Origin of the sequence: Hymenobacter terrestris (assembly GCF_013377905.1) — a bacterium.
GTDB classification, from domain to species: Bacteria; Bacteroidota; Bacteroidia; order Cytophagales; family Hymenobacteraceae; genus Hymenobacter; species Hymenobacter terrestris.
Map to the genome: position 1 here is coordinate 1 of NZ_JABKAV010000064.1, position 18915 is coordinate 18915.

Genomic DNA, 18915 nt, shown 5'->3' on the forward strand with positions numbered 1-18915 from the left:
GCTGGGTCGGATATAGGCACCAGCACGGTGTACACGCGGTCGGTGGGCACGGTGGGGGCCAGCAGCCAGCGGTTGTGCTTGGCCAGCTCCTCGGGGTCCTGGCGCAGGCTGGTGGCCAGCAGGGCCAGCGGCTGGCCGGCCGGCGCCGGAAACTCCTGAAACAGCAGCGGCGGCTGCGGGTTCAGGTTCAAGGCCGGCTCGAAAGCCACCTTGTGGGCCAGAAACGTGAGCACGTAGCCGTTGGAGCGCTCCGTAATTTCCATTTCGGTAGCATCGTAATCGGTAGGCAGCGTGTAGGGCTTGGCCCCGGTCAGGCCCAGGTTGTAGCTGATGAGCGAGTTGATCCAGTTGCGAAACGTTTTGTTGTTGCGCAGCAGGTACTGCGCCGCCGCCTTCGACGAAGCCACAATGTGCTTGCGCTCATCCACCGCCTCATTCATCAGCAGCCCAAAATCTAGGGCTGCCTCGCGCTTGAACTGCCAGTAGCCAATAGCGTCGCTGATGCTCTGGGCATTGCCCTGCAAACCGCTTTCATGAATGGCCAGGTAGCGGAAATCCAGCGGCAACCCTTCCTGCTGAAATACCCGGTCGATGATGGGAAAATACGCATCGGCCAGCACCACCTTGGCCTGAAACGAGGCCGGGTGACGGCGCAGCGCGTCCACCTTTTGCTGCACCGCTGCCTGCCCGCCGGGGGTGAGGCGCAGGCGCAGGTTGCCCAGTAGCAAGTTGGCCGGTACGGGCACAGTTTGGGCCGTTCCCAACAGCGGGAGCAGCAATAGTAGCAGCAGGTAAACGCGTTTCATACAAAGCAGGCAATACGCGGAGCCACTGCGCCAGCCCCGCTGGCCGGCCCCGTCAGCCCACAAAGTAGAGGAAAAATTGGGCGCGTTCCGTGCCGGAGCTCGCAAATCCAAGAGAATGACGGAATTCTACCGTGTAGCAAAGCACGGTAAGCGGCAGTGGTTCGCGCCTGGATTAGTTGCCGCGCAAACCTGGCCAGCGAAGCAAGCAGCTCGGATATAGGCCTCTTCCGTGGGGCTCCGGTTGCTGCACCGATTTTTTTAATTCGTTTCCGATAAGGCCAGCAAAGGGTGGCTTCTCCATCGCCCCGGCGGCCAGGATATTGGCTCAAATGGACGGGGTAATATCCCTAGCTTTGCGCCATGAAACACCTATTTATCCCCCTATTCTTACTCGGTTCCGCTAGTTGTGCGCAGGGCCAAACCAGTATCAGCGCGGGTCCCGTTATCGGGTTCAACACCAGTACGGCGCCTTACAAGTACGACCACACTTTTACAACCCACTATCGAACCGGAGGCGCAATTGGAGCTCTGGCAAACATTCAGCGCCAGCACCTGGCCCTGCAGGTAGTGGCACTTTATCAGCAGAAAGGGTTTCGAATCGATGATGCGTACACCTCACCCAACAGCTTGTACACCCGCCAGAAAAACGACTACCGCCTGAATTATCTGAATGTACCCGTGCAGGTGGCCTATGCCTTTCGCCCCGACGGGCAAGGCTTGCAGGTGTTTGCTGGTGGCTATGCCGGGTTGCTGCTTGGGGGAAAAGCCGAGCTTGATACGTACTATGAGGACGCGATGAGTGGAGCGAGTGGGGTGCGCCAAGGTACCATGAAGCTTGAGCCGGGGCGGGCCCCTGATCCATCTTCCATTCATTCCTACTCCCAACGGATTGATGCCGGCCTTCAAGCCGGAGCTGGCTACCGCTGCGAGCAGCTACTTCTGCAGCTGAGCTACAGCTACGGACTGCGCGATGCTGGCCCCCGGTACGAGGAAGGGATTGGAGACGGGTTTATTACGCCCAGCTATTACAATCGGGTAGCGCAGGTATCGGTGGCCTATCTGTTCGGACATTCCGAATAGCTTGGACGAAGGTAACGTTTCGTGCGCTGTATTATTCAACAAACCAACGGCCCGCTCCAGATGAGAGTGGGCTGTCGGTTTGTTGAATGCTGCGGTAATCTGGCCGGAATCGGTAAAACAGCCAATTATTCCGAGCGCAGCCGAGAAATCTGGGAGCTGCCGTTAGGACTACTGTTGCAACGTTGATACGTGAGATTCCTCGACTGCGCTCGGAATGACGTTCCGATAGCCAACGTCCTCACATCCCGCCGCCGGGCCGGCCACCGCCTTCTGGCCCCCCACCACCGGGGCGCGGGCCGTTGTTGTCGTCGCGGCCTTCGCGCTCAGGCCCCCCGCCGCTACCGAAGCTGCGGATGTTGTAGGTGAAGCTCAGCAGGAAGTAGCGCTGCAGAATATTGGTGCGCACATCCTCGGTATAGGCGGCGGCAACATTGCGCTGGATGCTGTTGTTCTGGCCCAGCAAATCGAAGGCAAATACCTGAATTTCGCCCTGCTGATTGGCAAACAGCTTCTTGCCCAGCGAAGCATTCCAGAGTACGAAATTCTGGTTGAAGCCCGCTTCCAGGCCCGAGTACAGCCGGTGGTTGACATCGGATTTCAGCGTAATACCCTTGACAATAATCCAGCTTAGGCGCAGGCTGGTGTTCTGGCTGAAAAAGCGGTTGTTGAGCTGCGGCTGCAGGCTATTGCGCACCCAGCTCTGGCTGGAGTTGGAGGCCAGCGTGAAATCCAATTCGGGGCTGATGTTGCTGCTCAGGCTGGCCCCCAGGCTGGCCGAGGGCGTGCGGTTGTAGTTCAACTCGCCGAATACCAGGCCCGGCGTTTGGGCGTAGTTGAGGCCGGCATTCAGGCTCAGGTTCGACTTGATGAGGGCCAAGGGCTGGCTGTAGTTGGCAAAGCTGCGCACCGAGTACTGCTGGTTGAGGTTGACGGGCCGGGTGAGCTGGCCACCAGCCGGAATCACGATGCCGTCCACGGTCAGCGGCTCGCCACTAGCATATATCGTGTTGTTGGTGATGTAGTTGTCGATGTAGCTGCCGCCCAGAAACGCAAAGAACGAGCGCGATTTTTCGGGCACCGCCGATGAGTAGCGCACGAATAGGTTCCGGCGGATTTCCTGGCGCAGGTTGGGGTTGCCGGTCGTCAGTTGCAGCGGGTTGGAGTTGTTGACTACCTCCTGCAGCTGGCCAACAGACGGGGCATTGGTGTTGGTGCGGTAGTTGATGCGTAGGTTCTGCTCTTTTGAGAAATTATAGCGCAGCCGGGCGTTGGGCAGCAGGTTGAGGAAGGTACGCTGCGTGTTGCCGGGCCGCGGGAACTCCTGGTCGCTGTTCAGGCGGGCATGCTCCAGCTCGGCACCTACCGACCACTGCAACTCCTTGTTCTGGTAGCGGTAGCTCAACTCGCCCGCATTAGTGAGGTAGTTGCTTTTGAAAACCGAGCTGAGCGTGTCATTCAGGCGGCTGAACTGTTGGTCGCCGGGCACAAAATCAAACGTTCGCTTATCCGATTTATTCGGTGTGTAATCCACGTCGTACTCCACCTGGATGGCTCCATTCTGGCCCAGCGGCTCGGTATAGTCGAGGCTACCGCTCCAGCTCCAGCCGGTCTGGGTCAGTTCCGAAAACTGGTTGAGGGAGCTGGTAACCGGCTGATCCTGACGAAAAAAGGTGGTGCTCGACAGCAGGTTGTTGTCGCCGCGGTTGTTATTGTAGCCCGCGTCGAGGCCCGCCGAAATCGTGCGGCCCCGCCGGGCAAACCGGTGGCGGTACAGCAGCCGGCTATTGCCCGTAATACCCGTCAGGGCCGAGCGGTAGGAGCTGGCATTGGCCCCCTGAGGGGTGGTGGCGCTGGTGCCGCCGTCGGGGGTGGCCAGAAACGTGTTGCCGTCGAGCAGGCTGTTGCCGGTGTTGCGCTGCATCGAGAAGCTGGGCCGCCACAGAATCGAGTTCATGGTGTCGAACTTGTGTTCGAGGCGCATGTTGAAGCGGTTGTTGAGGTTGCGGCTGCTGGCGCGCGAGTCCTCAGCGTAGCGCAAATCCTGGGGCTGGCCGGCGGTAGGCACGTAGCGGCGCAGCAGGCTGGTAGCGCTGGTGTTGTCGCTCAGGTTGAAAAAATAGCTGCCCTGCACCTCAGTTTTAGTACCCCAAACGTCGGAGTAGTTCAGGCCCAGCGCGTGGGTTTGGCTGATGCCGCCCTGCTGGTTCACCAGAAAGTCGCTGGCATTGCCGCTGTTGCCGCCCCGGCCGCCGCCACCCCGGCCGCCGCGTCCGCCCCGGCCGCCGCCACCCGAACTGCCCACCACGCCCAGCAAATCGTCGGTGCCGAAGTTCTGCTCGTTCACGTTGTTGGTCTGAGCCACTACACTCAACCGGCGCTTGCCCTTAAAGCTGTTCAGGTTGCCGCTCACCCGGTAACGGTCGTCGAGCGGCCCGTAGCCGGCCACCACCCGCCCAAACTTACCGTTACGGAACTGCGGCTTGGTGATGATGTTGATGGTTTTCTGCTGGTTGCCGTCGTCGAAACCCGTAAATTGACTCTGGTCGGAGGCCCGGTCGTACACCTGAATCTTGTCGATTACCTCGGCCGGCAGGTTCTTGAGCACCGCATCGGGGTCGTTGCCGAAAAACTCCTTGCCATCTACCAATATGCGCTGCACCTGCTCGCCCTGGGCCTGCACCCGGCCGGTGGTGGGGTCTACTACAATGCCGGGCATCTTTTTAATCAGGTCGTCGGCGCTGGCGTCGGGGTTGGTTTTGAACGAGCCGGCGTTAAACTGGGCCGTGTCGCCCTTCTGAATGGCGGCGGCGGCCTGGCCCACCACTTCCACGCCCTTCAGCGTTATGCCCCCGGTCTGCAGCGTCAGGGCACCCAGGTTCAGCGGCGTGGCGCCCACCTGCACGGTGCGCTGCAAATCCTGGTAGCCCAGAAACGACACCGTGAGCCGGTAGCGCCCTGCTGGCACGCTTCCCACCGTAAACGTGCCGTCGGGCCCCACAGCCGCGCCGCGCCGCACCGAGTCGGGCAGTTGCAGCAGTAGCACATTGGCCCCCAGCAGCGCCGACTGATCCTGGCCATCGAGCACACGCCCGCTCACCGTCGTCGTCTGGGCTTGGGCAGTTGCGAGCAGCGAAGTAAAAGCCAACAGGCCAAGGAGGAAACGTAGCATCATCAGGCGAGGTGTAAGAGCGTTAGCCAGCATAGACACCAAAGATTCTCCGGCGTTTACTGATAGCTGATATTTCTTTTCAAACAGCGTAGGGGCGGGGCTTGTCTCCGCCGTCAGCACCGTTTCAACGATTCCGTTCAACGGCGGGCGAGGCAAGCCCCGCCCCTACAGCATTCAATTACAGCTTGCGCACCAGCAGCAGCCCGTCGCGCAGGGGCAACAGCACGTTTTCCACCCGCGCATCGGCCTGCACTTTGGCGTTGAAGGCCCGCACGGCGTGGGTGTCCTTGTCGGCGGGCTTCACGGGGTAGCCGGGCAGCACCTTGCCGTTCCACAGTACGTTGTCAATCAGCAGAAACCCACCCGGCCGCACCTGGGGCAGCACCAGCTCGTAGTACGTGTCGTTATTAATTTTGTCGGCGTCGATGAACACTAAATCCCAAGTTTCGCCCAGCGCAGGCACTATTTTCTCAGCTAAACCGATGTGCAGATCCACGCGCCCCTCTAGCCCTGCCGCGGCCACGTAGCGCCGGATGCGGCCAGCCAGCTCGGGGTTCTGCTCCACGGTATGCAGTATCCCGTCCGAGGTCAATCCCTCGGCCAGGCACAGGGCCGAGTAGCCGGTAAAGGTGCCCAGCTCCAGCACCCGCCGCGGCCGAATCATGTGGCTCAGCATACTCAGCAGCCGCCCCTGCGCGTGCCCCGACAGCATGCGGGCGTGTAGCACCTGCACGTGAGTTTCGCGGTTGAGGCGAGCCAGCAGCGCACTTTCGGGGCTGGTGTGGTCGTCGGCGTAGCGCTGGGCGTCGTCGGGGGAGTACATGCAGGTTTAGAAAAGGGTAGGCGCTTGGTGCGGTTGATAGATGCGGCGCCGGTGGTAGTGCAGGTGCAGCGGGTTGATTTCATGAGCGGGGGCCAGCGTCAGGCGTCCCGGCTGGCCCCGCAGCGTCCCGTCGTCGTTCACTGCCCAGCTGCCCCGGTCGAAGGTAATGTGGTGGTTCGGACACAGGCATAGCAGGTTGTCGAGCCGGTCGGGACCGTGGTGCGGGGCGCCGAGTCCCCGGATGTGGGCGGCCTCGGCGTAGGCCCCGGTGGGCGTGGGCAGCCGGGCGGCGCAAACTTGGCAGCTGAAATCATACAGTTCCTTCACCGCCCGCATCAGCCGGGTGTCGCGCACCACGCGACTGGACAGGGCCAGTTGGCGCGGGGCCGGCTCATACGTTGCGGCGGGCTCCTGCACCAGCGCCACGCCCGTATCGGGTAAAGCTGGCTCGTCCATCAGTTCCAGCCGAAACTGCCAGATCTGGTGCCCCGAACGGCCTACCTGAGCTGCGGAGCTGGTAACCAGATACAACCCGGCATACTGGAAAAAGAAATCGGGCCCCTGGCGCACCTTGCGGATAACGCGCACCGGTGTTTGCTGCTCGAAGCTTAAGTGCAGGGCCAGATTACCGCCTTTCAACTGCTGGTCGGCCACCTGGCGGCCCTCCTGGTTGCCGCCTTCGCCGGTGTACAGAATTACCGAGCCCAAATCCAGGTCATCCTCATAGCCACCCGATAGCACAATGGCCTCCGCCGGAAACCCTTTCAGACTCGAAATGCCCCTGTATAAATCCCGGTGCAGGCCCGCGTCTTTCACTTCCGAACGACGCAAAAACTCGTGTCCTGGCCGGATACCGGCAACTGAACCAAGATGAACGGGCACCGGACGAGCAGGCATCAGGAAAATCTGTCTGAGGTGAAAGGACGGCCAGTATAATCGACCTTCGGCAAACCTACTGGCATCCGGCCTAAAAGCCAAGCAACGCGCCGCCACGCTACTCGGGCACCAGCCGGAATTTCCAGACCAAAAAGCCCGCTTTGCCAGCCTCATACACGGCCTCTACCACCCGGTAAAGGCCTTCGTAGCGGTATCCGAAGCCGTCACCAACCGCAATTCGCCGGAAAACCCGCACCGGATGGCTGGTTTCGAGGCTTTTGTTGAGGTACAGGTTGCGGCCGCTCATTTCCTGATGCGCCGTTTGGCGGCGGGTGCGCGGGTCGCGGCCGCCGCTGCCGGAATACGTCAGGTCATCTTCCCTAAAGTCGTCGTCCGCGTATTGGTCGGCCAGAATGATGGATTCCGCGCCTTCCTGAGCCGAGCCGCTCACGCCCGTACGGGTGGGGCGATGCAGCCCCGCCCGGCTCAGCGCCAGCCGGCTGTCCAGCACATCGCCGGGCCGGTAGTAGCTGACGTGGCCGAAGTGGGGCATTTTTAACTTTGGATACTCTTATAGTCAGAACGTTGTAGGGTGCGGGGCTTGTCCCCGCCCGCCGTTGAACAACGATGCCTGGTTTCGTGCAACGGCGGGCGGGGACAAGCCCCGCACCCTACAACGTTCAACTCTATTCCGGCACGTACTGCAGCACGCTCAGGTTGTCGTCGGTGAGGAGCTCGTTTGACATCTCCAGTAGCTCGGGGGCCGTGATGCGGCGGATGCGGTCAAATATTTCGTTGATGGCTTCCACGCGGCCGAGGTCGAGGGTGCTTTTGGCCAGCAGTTGCATCAGGCCGCTGTTGCTTTCCTCGGCCATAGCCAGCTGGCCCATCAGTTGCTCCTTGGCCGTGTGCAGCTGCGAGGTGCCGAGGCTTTGTTCGCGCAGGCGCTTGAGCTCCTTCTGCACCAGCGCCACGGTGCGGTTCACCTGCTTTTTCTCGGTACCGAAGTATATGCCGAACAGGCCCGTGTCGGTGTAGGGCGAGTAAGTGGCGTCAATGGTATAGACGAGACCGTACTTTTCGCGCACGCCCAGGTTAAGGCGCGAGTTCATGCCGGGGCCGCCAAGTAGGTTGCTGAGCAGGAAAAACGGAATCCGCCGCTCGTCATGTAGCGCGTAGGCTGGCCCGCCGATGAGGCAGTGAGCCTGCGTGATGGGCTTGCGCTCCAGCCGCTCCAGGCGCTGGTAGCCACTGAACGCCAGCCGGGGCCGCGCCCCAAGCCGGGCCGGCAGCGGGGCCAGGTACTTATCGGCCAGTCGCTTCACCTCCTTGAAGGGCAGGTTGCTCACCGAGCTGAATACCACCCGGTCAGTCCGCACGTTATCGGCCAGAAACTGATGGAAATCGGCCTGCTGGAAGCCCGACACGCTTTCGCGGGTGCCCAGGATGTTGTGACCCAGCGTATGGCGGGCAAATACCACGTCGTCGAAGTCGTCGATGATGGCGTCTTCGGGCGCGTCGTGGTACATGGCCATTTCCTCCAGAATCACGCCGCGCTCCTTCTCAATCTCCTTTTCAGGAAATACCGAGTTGAACGTGAGGTCGGTCAGTAGCTCGAAGGCCCGCTCGAAGTGCGTGCTCAGCAGCGAGGCGTAAAAGCAGATTTTCTCCTTAGTAGTATAGGCGTTCAACTCGCCGCCCACGGTTTCGAGGCGGTTGAGGATGTGGAAGCTCTTGCGCTTGTGGGTGCCCTTAAAGGCCATGTGCTCCCAGAAGTGCGCCAGCCCGAGCTGGTGCGGCTTCTCGTCGCGCGAGCCGATGTCAAGCAGAAACCCACAGTGGGCAATTTTGGTGTGCGGAACCTGCTTATGCAGCACCCGAATTCCGTTGGGCAACTCGTACAGGTCGTAATCAGTCATTTTCTGGAGTCTAGGAGGGAGGGGGGCAGAAGGCCTTGCCGTCGTACAGGCAATCCGCTGGCCCCGCCCGGTATAACCACGCCAGCGCACGGTAGGTTGCAAAGGTACGGGCGGCGAATGAGTGAGTAAGGTAAGAGAGGTTGTCATGCTGAGCGCAGCCGAAGCATCTCTACTGTAATGCTAACTCTATCGACTGCAACAAAGCGGTAGAGATACTTCGACTCCGCTGCGCTTCGCTCAGCAGGACAACTGCTCTCACGCATGCACTATCTCACCTTGCGCCTCGCCCAAAACCGCCAGCAGTTGCTCCGTCCGGATATCGTGGGCGCAGCGGAAGTGGCCCTGCGGGCAGGCGGCATGGCCGTGCAGGCCGCAGGGGCGGCAGGGCAGGGGCCCCTCAATTTCCACGATGCGCGAAAACGGACTCAGCGGCCCAAACCCGAAGGCCGGCACCGTGGAGCAGTACACCGCGCATACCGGCGCGCCTAAGGCCGAGCACAAGTGCATGGGTGCCGAATCGTTCACGTAGTTGAGCACCGCCCCGCGCATGAGGGCCGCCGAAGCCAGCAGCGAGAGGCGACCCGACAAGTTTACCAGTCCCGGCCGGCCGCTCTGTTCCAGCAGCCGCTGGCAGGCGGCCGTATCGGGCGGACCGCCGAGCAGAAACACGGTGTACTCGGGTGGCAGCGCGGCCAGCAGCTTCAGCCACTGTACCTCCGGAAACTGCTTGGTAAACCACACCGAGGTTGGCGCAATGCAGATGTACGGCCCGCTGCCCGCCGCTACTGCTTCGGCTGCTGCCTGCTCATCATCGGCGGAAGGGTAGAGGCGTGGCGGCACCACGGGGCCCTGGTACTCGGGGGCCAGCAGGCGCAGGTTGCGCGTTACCTCGTGTACGCCGGCTTCGAGCACATGCGGGGCGGTGCGCGTGAAAAACCGGGCCAGCGGGTTCTTGTCGAAGCCTATACGCTCGGGGGCGCCCGAAAAAGCCGTGAGCAGGCCGGTGCTGGCAAAGCGCTGCAGTGTGACGACGCGGCCATAGCTGGTGCGCCGGATCTGCTTCAATAGCCCCAGCAGGCCGCGGTACTTGTCCTGCTTTTTGTCCCAGACCAGCACCTGCCGCACGTGCGGGTGGCCTTTCAGTAGCCCCTCGTTTCCCCGGCGTACCATAAAGTCGACCGGCGTTTCGGGCTCGGTGCGGTGCAGATATTCCAGCAGGGCCGTGGCCAGAATCACGTCGCCAATGAAAGCGGTTTGAATGAGCAGGATGGCGGGCGGGGCGACAGCGGACATGGCGGGGCGAGTGAGCCGGCAAAGATACGTGTGCCGTAGGGGCGGGGCGGAACTGTTTGCTGTGGTGACCAGAATAGAACGTCATTCAGAGCGCAGCGAAGAATCTCGCGTGCTTACGTCTGTTTGCTGTTCCAACTTCAGCACGCGAGATTCTTCGCTGCGCTCTGAATGACGTTCTTTTTCGGCCCGAACCGTAATCTGCTTAACTTGGGCCGACCGCTTCGGCGACCTTTACCTGTTCTACCTCATCCCCGCTACTATGCGCTACGGCTCTATTTTGCCCGATTTGTTCACCGAAAACCGCCGCCGCTTCCGCGAGCTGCTGCCGTCCGCCTCGCTGGCCATCTTTCAGGCCAACGACATTATGCCCACCAACGCCGACGGCACAATGGCCTTCCGCCAGAACAACGACTTGTTCTACCTGAGCGGCGTTGATCAGGAAGAAAGCATCCTCGTCATCTTCCCTGATGCTACCCTGCCGCAGCACCGCGAAATCCTGTTTCTCAAAGAAACCAGCCCCCAAATTCTCATCTGGGAGGGCTACAAGCTCACCAAGGAGCAGGCCCGCGAACAAACCGGCGTGCGCACCATCATGTGGCTCGACTCGTTCGAAACGGTGCTGCCGGCCCTGATGGCGGAGGCCGACAACGTGTATCTGCCCAGCAACGAGCACATCCGGGCCGTGGTGGCCGTGGAAACCCGCAACGCCCGCTTCATCAAGCAGCTGCAGGCCGCTTACCCGCTGCACCAGTACCGCCGCGCTTCCCGGCTCGTCGATCAGCTGCGGGCCATCAAGAGCCCTGAGGAAATCCGGCTTATGCAAAAGGCTGCCGACCTCACCGAAGCCGCTTTCCGCCGCCTGCTCGGCTTCGTGAAGCCCGGCGTGATGGAGTACGAGGTGGAGGCCGAAATTTTCCATGAGTTCTTGCGCAACGGCTCGCGTGGGCCGGCCTATGGCTCCATCATCGCCTCGGGGCCCAGCGCCTGCATCCTGCACTACGTTAGCAACGATAGGGAGTGTAAGGCCGACGACGTGATGCTGCTCGACTTTGGGGCCGAGTATGCCAACTACGCGGCCGATATGTCGCGCTCCATCCCCATCAGCGGCACCTTTACCAAGCGCCAGCGGGCCGTGTACGAGGCAGTATTGCACGTGATGAAGTTTGCCACGGCCCGGCTCGTGGCCGGCGGCAACATCGAGGAATACCACGCCGCCGTGGGCTCCGAAATGGAGAAGGAGCTTATCAAGCTTGATTTGCTAAATGCGTCGGACGTGAAGAACCAGGACCCGGCCGCGCCGCTCTACAAGCAGTATTTCATGCACGGCACCAGCCACTACCTGGGCCTCGATGTGCATGATGTTGGCTTTAAGTACCGCACCTTCGAGCCGGGCATGGTGTACACCTGCGAGCCGGGTATCTACATTCCGGCCGAGGGCCTGGGTATCCGTCTCGAAAACGACATCCTCATTACCAAAACCGGCAACGACGACCTGATGAAGAATATCCCGCTCGAAGCCGACGACATTGAGCGGCTCATGCGCCGCTAAACGGCTGGCCGGTTGCCGGCCCTGAAGCGTATCGGAGCTTTACGAAAAATGTTGTTCCCATCAAGCTGAGCCAGGCAAGGTGGCCCGGCTGTTTCGCCCTCCGTAGCATTTAGGTTAGCTGGCCTGTCGAAGACGTAGAACTGCTTCGGCAAGCTTAGTAGCATCCTCACTGAGTACCCCTTGGTCTGGCGGTCGTTTCCAACTTGGGAAGCGGCCGCCAGGCTTTTTTTACGGCTGTAATTCGACGGGCTTAAATTTTTTTTTCGGCCGCTTTTCTAGGGCTGGAAACCGAAGAGAGCGGCCAAGAAATTGTGCTGCTTGCAGACCGGCAAATCGGGCGCAATGTGCCTGATATGGTGTGCAATAGCCCCCAGCCAGCCCGGAGGGTTTGCAAAATTAAAGACATATTAAAGCAACCTAATTTTATGCGGGCCGGTATAGGCACCATAGTAAGGCGCGAAGCCGCCGGTGCGGTTCAATGGACGGAAACGATACCTTTGCCTTTTCAAACCTCTTTTCTTATGAAAAAAATCCTAACCTCCATTGCGGCCTGTGGTCTTGCGATGTTGTCGTTGGCCCCCGATGCGCAAGCGCAGACATCGGACCGTAAAACCAACATCAGCGTGTACTACAACTGGCTGCAGTACCACGGCGACCTCGGGTCGGAGTGGTTCAAAAGCAACAAAGTAGAGTACGGACTGGGTGTAACAGTGAGCCGCTACATTGCTCCGGGCCTCGACATTGGTCTGGACCTGAGCTACGGCGACATGAAGTTCTCGGCTGATTACCCGAAGAACACCTTCTACCCCATCCGGCGCTTCGATGCCAACGTGGTGAACGTAGGTATTCCAATCAAGCTGAAGCTTAACAATGGCTGGGCCCTGAAGGAGGATGCGTTTATCGCGCCTTACCTGGTGGTGCAGCCCGGCGTATTCTTCGCCAGCCCCGATCTGTACGACATCAACGACCAGATTGTAGGCAACTCGGACGTTTACGCGTTTGACATCTCGGCTGCTGCCGGCATCAAGTTCAACTTCTCGGAAACGGTAGGCCTGTTCATTCAGACCGGCCAGCACTACCCGCTCACCGACCAGATTGACGGTATTACTAACGTTGGCAAGCTCAACGACCGGTACCTGCAGCACAAGCTGGGCCTGAGCTTCAACCTGGGCAAAGCCAAGGATACCGACGGTGACGGCGTATCTGACCGCAAAGACAAGTGCCCCGACACGCCGGCTGGTGTAGCCGTGGATGAGAATGGTTGCCCGCTCGACGGCGACAAGGACGGCGTTCCGGATTACCAGGACCAGTGCCCGACCGAAGCCGGTACGGCTGCCATGATGGGCTGCCCCGACAAGGACAACGACGGTGTAGCTGACAAAGACGACGAGTGCCCCGACCAGGCTGGCCTGCCCGCCCTGCGCGGTTGCCCAGATGCCGACGGTGACGGCGTTGCCGACAAGAACGACAAGTGCCCCGACACCCCGGCCGGCACCCAGGTAGATGCTACCGGTTGCCCATTGGTGCTGGACGCTGACGGCGACGGAGTACCCGACAACGTGGATAAGTGCGCCAACACCCCGGCCGGCACCCGCGTTGATGCCAACGGCTGCCCAATGGAAGTGAATCCCGCCCTGCGCAAGCTGGAGCAGCCGATTCGCTTCGAGACGAACAGCACGGTTATCAAGCGCACGTCGTACGGTACCCTCGACAAGATGGTACAGGCCCTCAAGGACAACCCTGAGTACAGCATCCGGGTAATCGGCCATGCCGACTCGCGCGGTACCGATGAGTACAACCAGGGTCTGTCGGAGCGTCGTGCCGGTTCGGTGAAGCGTTACTTCACTGGCAAAGCCCTCGACCCCGCTCGCATCGTGACGGAAGGTAAAGGTGAGTCGGAGCCTGCTGCTCCGAACACGTCGGCCACCAACATGTCGCAGAACCGTCGGGTAGAGTTCAAGTTTGAATTCTTCATCCCGAATGCTCCCCAGCCATAAGGCTGCGAAAGCAACGTAAAAAAGCGGCGCACCCACTGGGTGCGCCGCTTTTTTGTTGCCGTGGTTTCTGCGCTTTGTCGCTCCGCTGCCCCAACGGCCGGCCGGCTGTTGCGTAAAGCAGCAATACCCTATCGTTTTCCACTTCCTTATTAAGTAGATGCTTATGAAAGTTCGTTTCGCTCCTTTGTTGCTAGCCGTTACCTTGTTGTGGCTGGCAGGCTGTCGGGCCAGTGGCCCGGGCACGCCAGCCCGTACGGTTGCCGAGTTCTTCAACAAGTATGAGAACCGCTCCGGTTTCAAGGCCACCGACTGGAATGCCAGCCTGGGTACCCGGTTTCTGCTGGGCCGCCTCGGTAAGCTCGGCGGCAACAACGATTTAAGCCAGGCCCTTACCTCCATTCGGAGCGCCAGAATCCTCAGCTTCACACCCACCAGCAATAACGCCCAGCAGCTGGTAGTAGAGGGCCTCGACAAGGAAGTAGCCGGCCTGCTGGCCAGCGAGCGGTACACGGCCCTACCCATAGCCGATGCTAACCCCGACATGCCCAACCAAATGCGCTACTCGGTGCGCGAGCAGAACGACCGGGTGACGGAGCTGGTGGCCGTGGGGGGCGAGAAAAATACCGGCTCATTTGTGCTAATGGCTATTAGTGGCAGCTTTACCCGCGCTCAGGTAGCCGAGCTGACCAAAGTGCTGCCCAACGTGGCCAGCGGCGACTTTTAAAACATAGCGGCTAATTTTCTAAACCGCTTCAAAAAGATGAGTTGCTGAAACAGTTAGCTGGCGACCAGATAAAACGCAGAAGCGCCGGCCAGAAAGCACCCGATACCAAGTGTTTTTTGGCCGGCGCTTCTGCGTTGTGCTTTATTAGAGGTTGATTCGGCTGGTTAAAATACCAGGTCGTTGAGAAAAAACACTTCCCGCATAGTCCCGCTTTCGGAGCGGATACTTTGATAGCCAACTGCCAGAAAATGGCGGCCGTACCAGGGCATCAGGTGCTCCTGATAGGTGCTGATGGTTTTCTCGCCCCGCTTGCTGGGGCTTTCGGTGCCAGCGGCGGCTGCCGGGCCAGTGCGCAGGTGCACCTGCCAGTCGTTGGGCGAAGGCGCTGTGCGGTCTACCAGCTTGTAGTATAGCTTATCGTCTTTCATGTAGGCCAGTACCAGCTTGCCATCGTTCAGGGACTGTACGGCTACGGTTTCTTCCAGCTGAAACCGGTTCACCTCGTCGAGCAGGAAGGAGTTGTCCCAGAGTAAGTTGCCCTGGCGGTCGAAACCGCAGACTACGGCGTGGCTGAAGTGGTACCCATTGGCGGGCCGGCGGTTGGTATAAAAACTGTTGTAGCGCGAGGGGTAGCCGAAGCCTCCGGCGCCGGTGCCATAGGGCAGTCCTCCGTAGCCAATGCCGCCGGGTAGTCCATAGCCACTATAGCCGCTGTTGTAGCGGGCATAATACACCTCGGCTACCAGCACAAACCCTTCGGCAGTGGGTAGCATGTCGTGCATAAGCAGCTGGTAGCGGTGGCGTGGCTGGCGGGCCTCGTTTCGCAGGCGGGCCTGGCGCTGGCGCAGCCGCTCTACCTTCGCCGGCTTCATAAAATCGAAGAAGTGCTTGAAGTTGAGAAAGTCGTAGAAGCGCAGCGAGCGGCGCTGGCCGGTAGGCGTAGTGCCGGCCGTCAGGTCGGCCGCAAACAGGCCCTGGGAGTAGCGCGAGTCGCGCAGCGTGTAGGTGCCGGCCAGCACCCGGGCCGCGCTGTCGCCCGAGCTGAGCTGGGCATCGAGTAAGCCGCGCTCGGAGCCGGCCTGCACAAACTCGGAGCGGATGAGCTGGCCCTGCTGATCGAGCTGCTTAAGCTGCAGCCGCGACTTAAACCCGTTGGTTTCGCTCAAAATCAGCTCGGCCCGTTGGGTAGCCGAGTCGGCCAGCAGCGTGAAGCGGGCCGGCAGTGGCTCGTACACGGAGGGCAGAAACTGAAACTGGGCCGTGAGCAGGTTCAGCAGCAGTACCGTCAGGTGCTGTTCCACTTCCACCGTTACAAACAGGTTGCCATCGAGGGCGGTGAGATTATGAATCTGCCGGGCTTTCTTGGTTTTGAACTCGCCGGTAGCCAGCTCGCCGGTGCGCGTATCGAAGGCGGCCACCCAAAGCGTACCCTCGGCCACGCCACTGAACAGGGCATACACATCGGTGCCCTCGGCGCAGATACGCTCAAACTCGTACCCTCGCGGTACCTCCAGCGGCCGGGGTGGGGCGGGTTGCAGCTGGTAGTCAAGCTTCTGGAAGTAGTAGCCGGGCTGGCTCGTCAGCCGCACATCGTGCTCCACGAGCAGCACCAGGCTGCTGTCTTCGGCCAGGGGCTGTACCTGTACCTCGCTGTTGGAAAACTCCAGCGGCAGCTCGGTGCGCCGCTCCTGCAAGGGCTCTACCGGGGGGCGGGGGGCTTTGGATTTCTGCGCCCACAGGCCTGGCGCAACAATCAGCAGGCAAAAAAGCAGGAGCGTATGTTTCATAGCGGGAACCACCGGGCTTTCAGAGGAGAGGAGCAAGGGTAAGATACACAGAAGCCCGTGCTATGCCTAACCCGGTTGGCCCCCAAATGATGCCGTTGCCGGCCGTATTCCATACCGAAGCCCGGGAAAATGTACAAACCCGCCTTCCGGTTCCGCTAAGTAGGCGCTTACATCGGCCCGGCACCCAGCTCCAGCAGCACATCGAACTCCTCGGTCTTCAGCGGCATCACCGACAGGCGCGACTGGCGCAGTAGGGCAATCTGGCCCAGGCGCTCATCCTGCTTGATGCGGGCCAGCGACACGGGCGCGGCCAGGGGCTGGCGCGGCACCAGGCGTACGGCCACCCAGTCGGTGCCGGCGGGGGCAGTGGCGTCGGGCGCGGTGGGAGCAGCTACTTCGGCAATGCCCACCACCTGCTTGTCGGTTACGCTGTGGTAGAACAGCACCGGGTCGCCGGGCTGCATCTGGCGCAGGAAGTTGCGGGCCTGGAAATTGCGGACGCCGGTCCAGTCGGTGCCGCCCTCGCGCACAAAGTCAGCCCAGGAGTACGCCGCCGGTTCCGATTTAACAAGCCAGTAGTTCATATGAGAAGCAGGTAGGTTTTGGCGCAAACATAACGCCAAAAGGCCCGGCTGCCCACTAGTGGGGGCAACCGGGCCGCTGTGCTGCTGGCAACTGACAGCGTAGGCTAAGGCAGGTAGCGGGCCGTGAGGCGGTCGGCGTCCACACTCACGATTTCCACCTGCATATCGGGCCGCGAATTGTCGGTTACGTGAAGGCGAAAGACCGACTTGCCGGGCTCGACGCGCTGCCAGGTAATGGGGTGGGTGGTAGGGCCGGGGCCGATGCCGGGCGCGATGTACACGCCCGTGCCATCGGCATCGAGCCGAAATCCGTCGCCGCCTTCAAAGGGCATGTTATAGCGCTGAGGCTGCGTGGTCCAAGTATAGTTTTCGGGGCGGTAAACGGGCGTTTCGCCGGGGCGGGCCTCGTAAGAGTTAAGCCAGAGTTTCTGGAAGAAAAAGGTGTTAAAGCTCTGAAGGTCTATTTGTTTTTCAGGGGAGACTTCAGGAATTTCCTTATTACAGGAGCCCAGAGATAAGACCGTGGCGGCCAAGGCTGTCAGCAAAAAAGCGCGCATAGTGATAGGTACTTAAACAGAGAAGGAGTAATAGCAGGAGCCAGTGGTTGCTCAAAAGGTTGCAGAAAGCTGCCAGTTACGTGGTTGGCTATATAAGAGGTGGCCAGCTTAGTAGTCGCGCCGGGCCTGCAGTTGGTCTTTGGCGGGCTTGGTAATGCGGAGTAGATAGCCCTTGCGGGTTGTTGTACGAAACGTAATGCGGTACGTTTGGCTGCCCTCACTCTGCCAGGTGCCCGGCCGCTCCTCGGGCTTGTCGAGGGCATCGAGGCCGTACTCCAGAAAGCTGCCATCGGCGTTGAGGCGGAAGCCGTCGTAGCGCCAGGCCAGGTTGGGGTTGGTGGGCGAAAAAACCGTGGCGCCGTCTTCGCCGGCCTGGTAGGTGTTGTACCAGGCCCGACCAAAAACGTAGTCCGGCATGGGTTCGTCGTCTTTCTCGCATCCCGCCGAAAGCAGGAGTAGGGCGGCGGATAAATAAAGGGGTAAACGCATAGGCAAGGCAATAGAAAATCGGGCAATAGCACCTGTCAACGGGAGCCGAAACTCCGGCGGCGGGTTGCAAACGCCCGGTTTCTTATTGCTTGCGCTTCACCTTCAGGACGTTATTTTCCAGCGAAACTATCTCAAGCTCGTAGTCGGGTTCCTGCTTGTCGTCGAGGCTGATAAGTAGCGTATGGTCGTTCTGGGCTTTCCAATGGCCTTTATGGCCTTCGAGGCCGTCGGTGGGGGCAATGTCGTACTGGGTAAACAGGCCGTTGCGCTCAAAAGCAAAGCCGGTGCGGCCCCGCGAAGGCGGAAACGCGTACGTGTTGGGGCGGTATACCAGCACATCGTCCTGATCTTCCTCGTGGGCGTGCAGCCAGGTGCCTTCCAACTGCTTCAGGTTGGGCGGCAGGCGCGAACCCTGCGACTCGGGGTTGCAGGTGGCAGCCAGCAGGAGTACGCTCAGGGCGGCAAAAACGGTGAAAAGGCGCATGGCGGAAGGAAGTAAGTGGATAGTAAAAGTAAGATACGGAAAGTAAGAACCCGGCAACCGAAACAAGGCTGCCGAGGGCGGCTGAGTGGCCGGCCGCACCAGGGTTGCGCGGGGCCGTTGGCTGCAAGCAGGCCATCGGCAGGGCTGGCGGCAGGGCGCATCGGGCAGACCGGAACCGGCGTATAGCGGCTGTTGCCCCGTCACCCGTTCCCCCGCCCACGCATTACCTTTACTGCCATGGACAACCGCGCCCTCACCCGAGCCTTTCGCCTGGCGGCCCAGCTGCTGGAGCTGCACGGCGAAAATCCGTTTAAAATAAGGGCCTACGAAGGCACCGCCAGTGCCCTAGAAGCCCTCAGCTTCCCGGTGGCCGATGTGGAGCGCACCGGCCTGCCCGACCGCACTGGCCTGAGCAAAACCGCCGCCGCCAAAGTAGCCGAAATGCTCGATACCGGCTCGTTCGAGGAGCTCGACCGGCTGCTGGCCACCACCCCGCCCGGCGTAGTCGAGTTGCTGAAAATAAAGGGCATCGGCCCAAAAAAAATCCGCAGCCTGTGGAAGGATCTGGGTATTGAAGACGGTGCCCAGCTGCGCACGGCGGCCGAAAACGATGAGGTCAGCAAGCTCAAAGGCTTCGGCCAGAAAACCCAGCAGTCCATCCTCGACGCCCTCGACTTCACCGACCAGAGCCGCGGCAAGCTGCTGTACCCACAGGGCGAGGAGCTGGCCCACGAGCTGCTGGCCCGCCTGGAGGCCGCCCCTGGCACCGAGCGCGCCG

At 60.7% G+C, this 18915-nt stretch carries 17 protein-coding genes; 5 read left to right on the forward strand and 12 right to left on the reverse strand.

What is annotated here, in order from left to right; genetic code table 11:
- On the reverse strand, window positions 1–806 hold an 806-nt coding region (locus HW556_RS15290; RefSeq protein WP_176900988.1), incomplete at its 3' end, for a lytic transglycosylase domain-containing protein.
- Between the two features lie 360 nt (window positions 807–1166).
- On the opposite strand from HW556_RS15290, the gene HW556_RS15295 reads away from it, so the two are divergent.
- Complete coding sequence (locus HW556_RS15295) at window positions 1167–1886, forward strand: outer membrane beta-barrel protein (protein WP_176900989.1); 720 nt, start codon at window positions 1167–1169, stop codon at window positions 1884–1886.
- A gap of 238 nt (window positions 1887–2124) precedes the next feature.
- On the opposite strand, the gene HW556_RS15300 is transcribed toward HW556_RS15295, so the two are convergent.
- The 6 genes from HW556_RS15300 to HW556_RS15325 all read right to left on the reverse strand — a co-directional run bounded on the left by HW556_RS15300 (window position 2125) and on the right by HW556_RS15325 (window position 9966).
- Window positions 2125–5088, reverse strand: coding sequence for a TonB-dependent receptor (locus tag HW556_RS15300; protein WP_176900990.1), 2964 nt, complete (start codon window positions 5086–5088; stop codon window positions 2125–2127).
- Window positions 5089–5233: 145 nt separating this feature from the next.
- The gene (locus HW556_RS15305; RefSeq protein WP_176900991.1) at window positions 5234–5878 is read right to left on the reverse strand and encodes an O-methyltransferase; all 645 of its coding nucleotides are present in this window, start codon (window positions 5876–5878) and stop codon (window positions 5234–5236) included.
- 6 nt (window positions 5879–5884) lie between these two features.
- Window positions 5885–6775, reverse strand: a complete 891-nt coding sequence (locus HW556_RS15310; RefSeq protein WP_218136944.1) for a YDG/SRA domain-containing protein — start codon at window positions 6773–6775, stop codon at window positions 5885–5887.
- Window positions 6776–6872: 97 nt separating this feature from the next.
- Window positions 6873–7307, reverse strand: coding sequence for a YDG/SRA domain-containing protein (locus tag HW556_RS15315; protein WP_176900992.1), 435 nt, complete (start codon window positions 7305–7307; stop codon window positions 6873–6875).
- 133 nt (window positions 7308–7440) lie between these two features.
- Window positions 7441–8673, reverse strand: coding sequence for a M16 family metallopeptidase (locus tag HW556_RS15320; protein WP_176900993.1), 1233 nt, complete (start codon window positions 8671–8673; stop codon window positions 7441–7443).
- A gap of 255 nt (window positions 8674–8928) precedes the next feature.
- Window positions 8929–9966, reverse strand: coding sequence for a glycosyltransferase family 9 protein (locus tag HW556_RS15325; RefSeq protein WP_176900994.1), 1038 nt, complete (start codon window positions 9964–9966; stop codon window positions 8929–8931).
- Window positions 9967–10225: 259 nt separating this feature from the next.
- On the opposite strand from HW556_RS15325, the gene HW556_RS15330 reads away from it, so the two are divergent.
- The 3 genes from HW556_RS15330 (at window position 10226) to HW556_RS15340 (ending at window position 14236) form a co-directional block, all read left to right on the forward strand.
- A complete protein-coding gene (locus HW556_RS15330) occupies window positions 10226–11515 on the forward strand; it encodes an aminopeptidase P N-terminal domain-containing protein (RefSeq protein WP_176900995.1) in 1290 nt (429 codons plus the stop codon).
- A 521-nt stretch (window positions 11516–12036) separates the two neighbouring features.
- Window positions 12037–13512 carry an OmpA family protein gene (locus HW556_RS18955; RefSeq protein WP_176900996.1) on the forward strand — a complete coding sequence of 492 codons (1476 nt, stop codon included), beginning with the start codon at window positions 12037–12039 and terminating at the stop codon, window positions 13510–13512.
- Window positions 13513–13675: 163 nt separating this feature from the next.
- Window positions 13676–14236, forward strand: a complete 561-nt coding sequence (locus HW556_RS15340) for a DUF4252 domain-containing protein (RefSeq protein WP_176900997.1) — start codon at window positions 13676–13678, stop codon at window positions 14234–14236.
- 164 nt (window positions 14237–14400) lie between these two features.
- Here HW556_RS15340 and HW556_RS15345 read toward each other — a convergent pair whose 3' ends face one another.
- The 5 genes from HW556_RS15345 to HW556_RS15365 all read right to left on the reverse strand — a co-directional run bounded on the left by HW556_RS15345 (window position 14401) and on the right by HW556_RS15365 (window position 18137).
- Window positions 14401–16023 (reverse strand): hypothetical protein, encoded by a 1623-nt coding sequence (locus tag HW556_RS15345; RefSeq protein WP_176900998.1) that lies wholly within the window; start codon window positions 16021–16023, stop codon window positions 14401–14403.
- Window positions 16024–16190: 167 nt separating this feature from the next.
- Window positions 16191–16607: an EVE domain-containing protein gene (locus HW556_RS15350; RefSeq protein ID WP_176900999.1), complete on the reverse strand. Its 417-nt coding sequence runs from the start codon at window positions 16605–16607 to the stop codon at window positions 16191–16193.
- Window positions 16608–16711: 104 nt separating this feature from the next.
- A complete protein-coding gene (locus tag HW556_RS15355) occupies window positions 16712–17164 on the reverse strand; it encodes a hypothetical protein (protein ID WP_176901000.1) in 453 nt (150 codons plus the stop codon).
- A gap of 108 nt (window positions 17165–17272) precedes the next feature.
- Complete coding sequence (locus HW556_RS15360; RefSeq protein ID WP_176901001.1) at window positions 17273–17653, reverse strand: hypothetical protein; 381 nt, start codon at window positions 17651–17653, stop codon at window positions 17273–17275.
- Between the two features lie 82 nt (window positions 17654–17735).
- Window positions 17736–18137 (reverse strand): hypothetical protein, encoded by a 402-nt coding sequence (locus HW556_RS15365; protein WP_176901002.1) that lies wholly within the window; start codon window positions 18135–18137, stop codon window positions 17736–17738.
- 237 nt (window positions 18138–18374) lie between these two features.
- Here HW556_RS15365 and HW556_RS15370 point away from each other — a divergent pair.
- The coding region (locus HW556_RS15370) for a helix-hairpin-helix domain-containing protein (RefSeq protein ID WP_246289673.1) at window positions 18375–18915 on the forward strand (541 nt) is incomplete at its 3' end.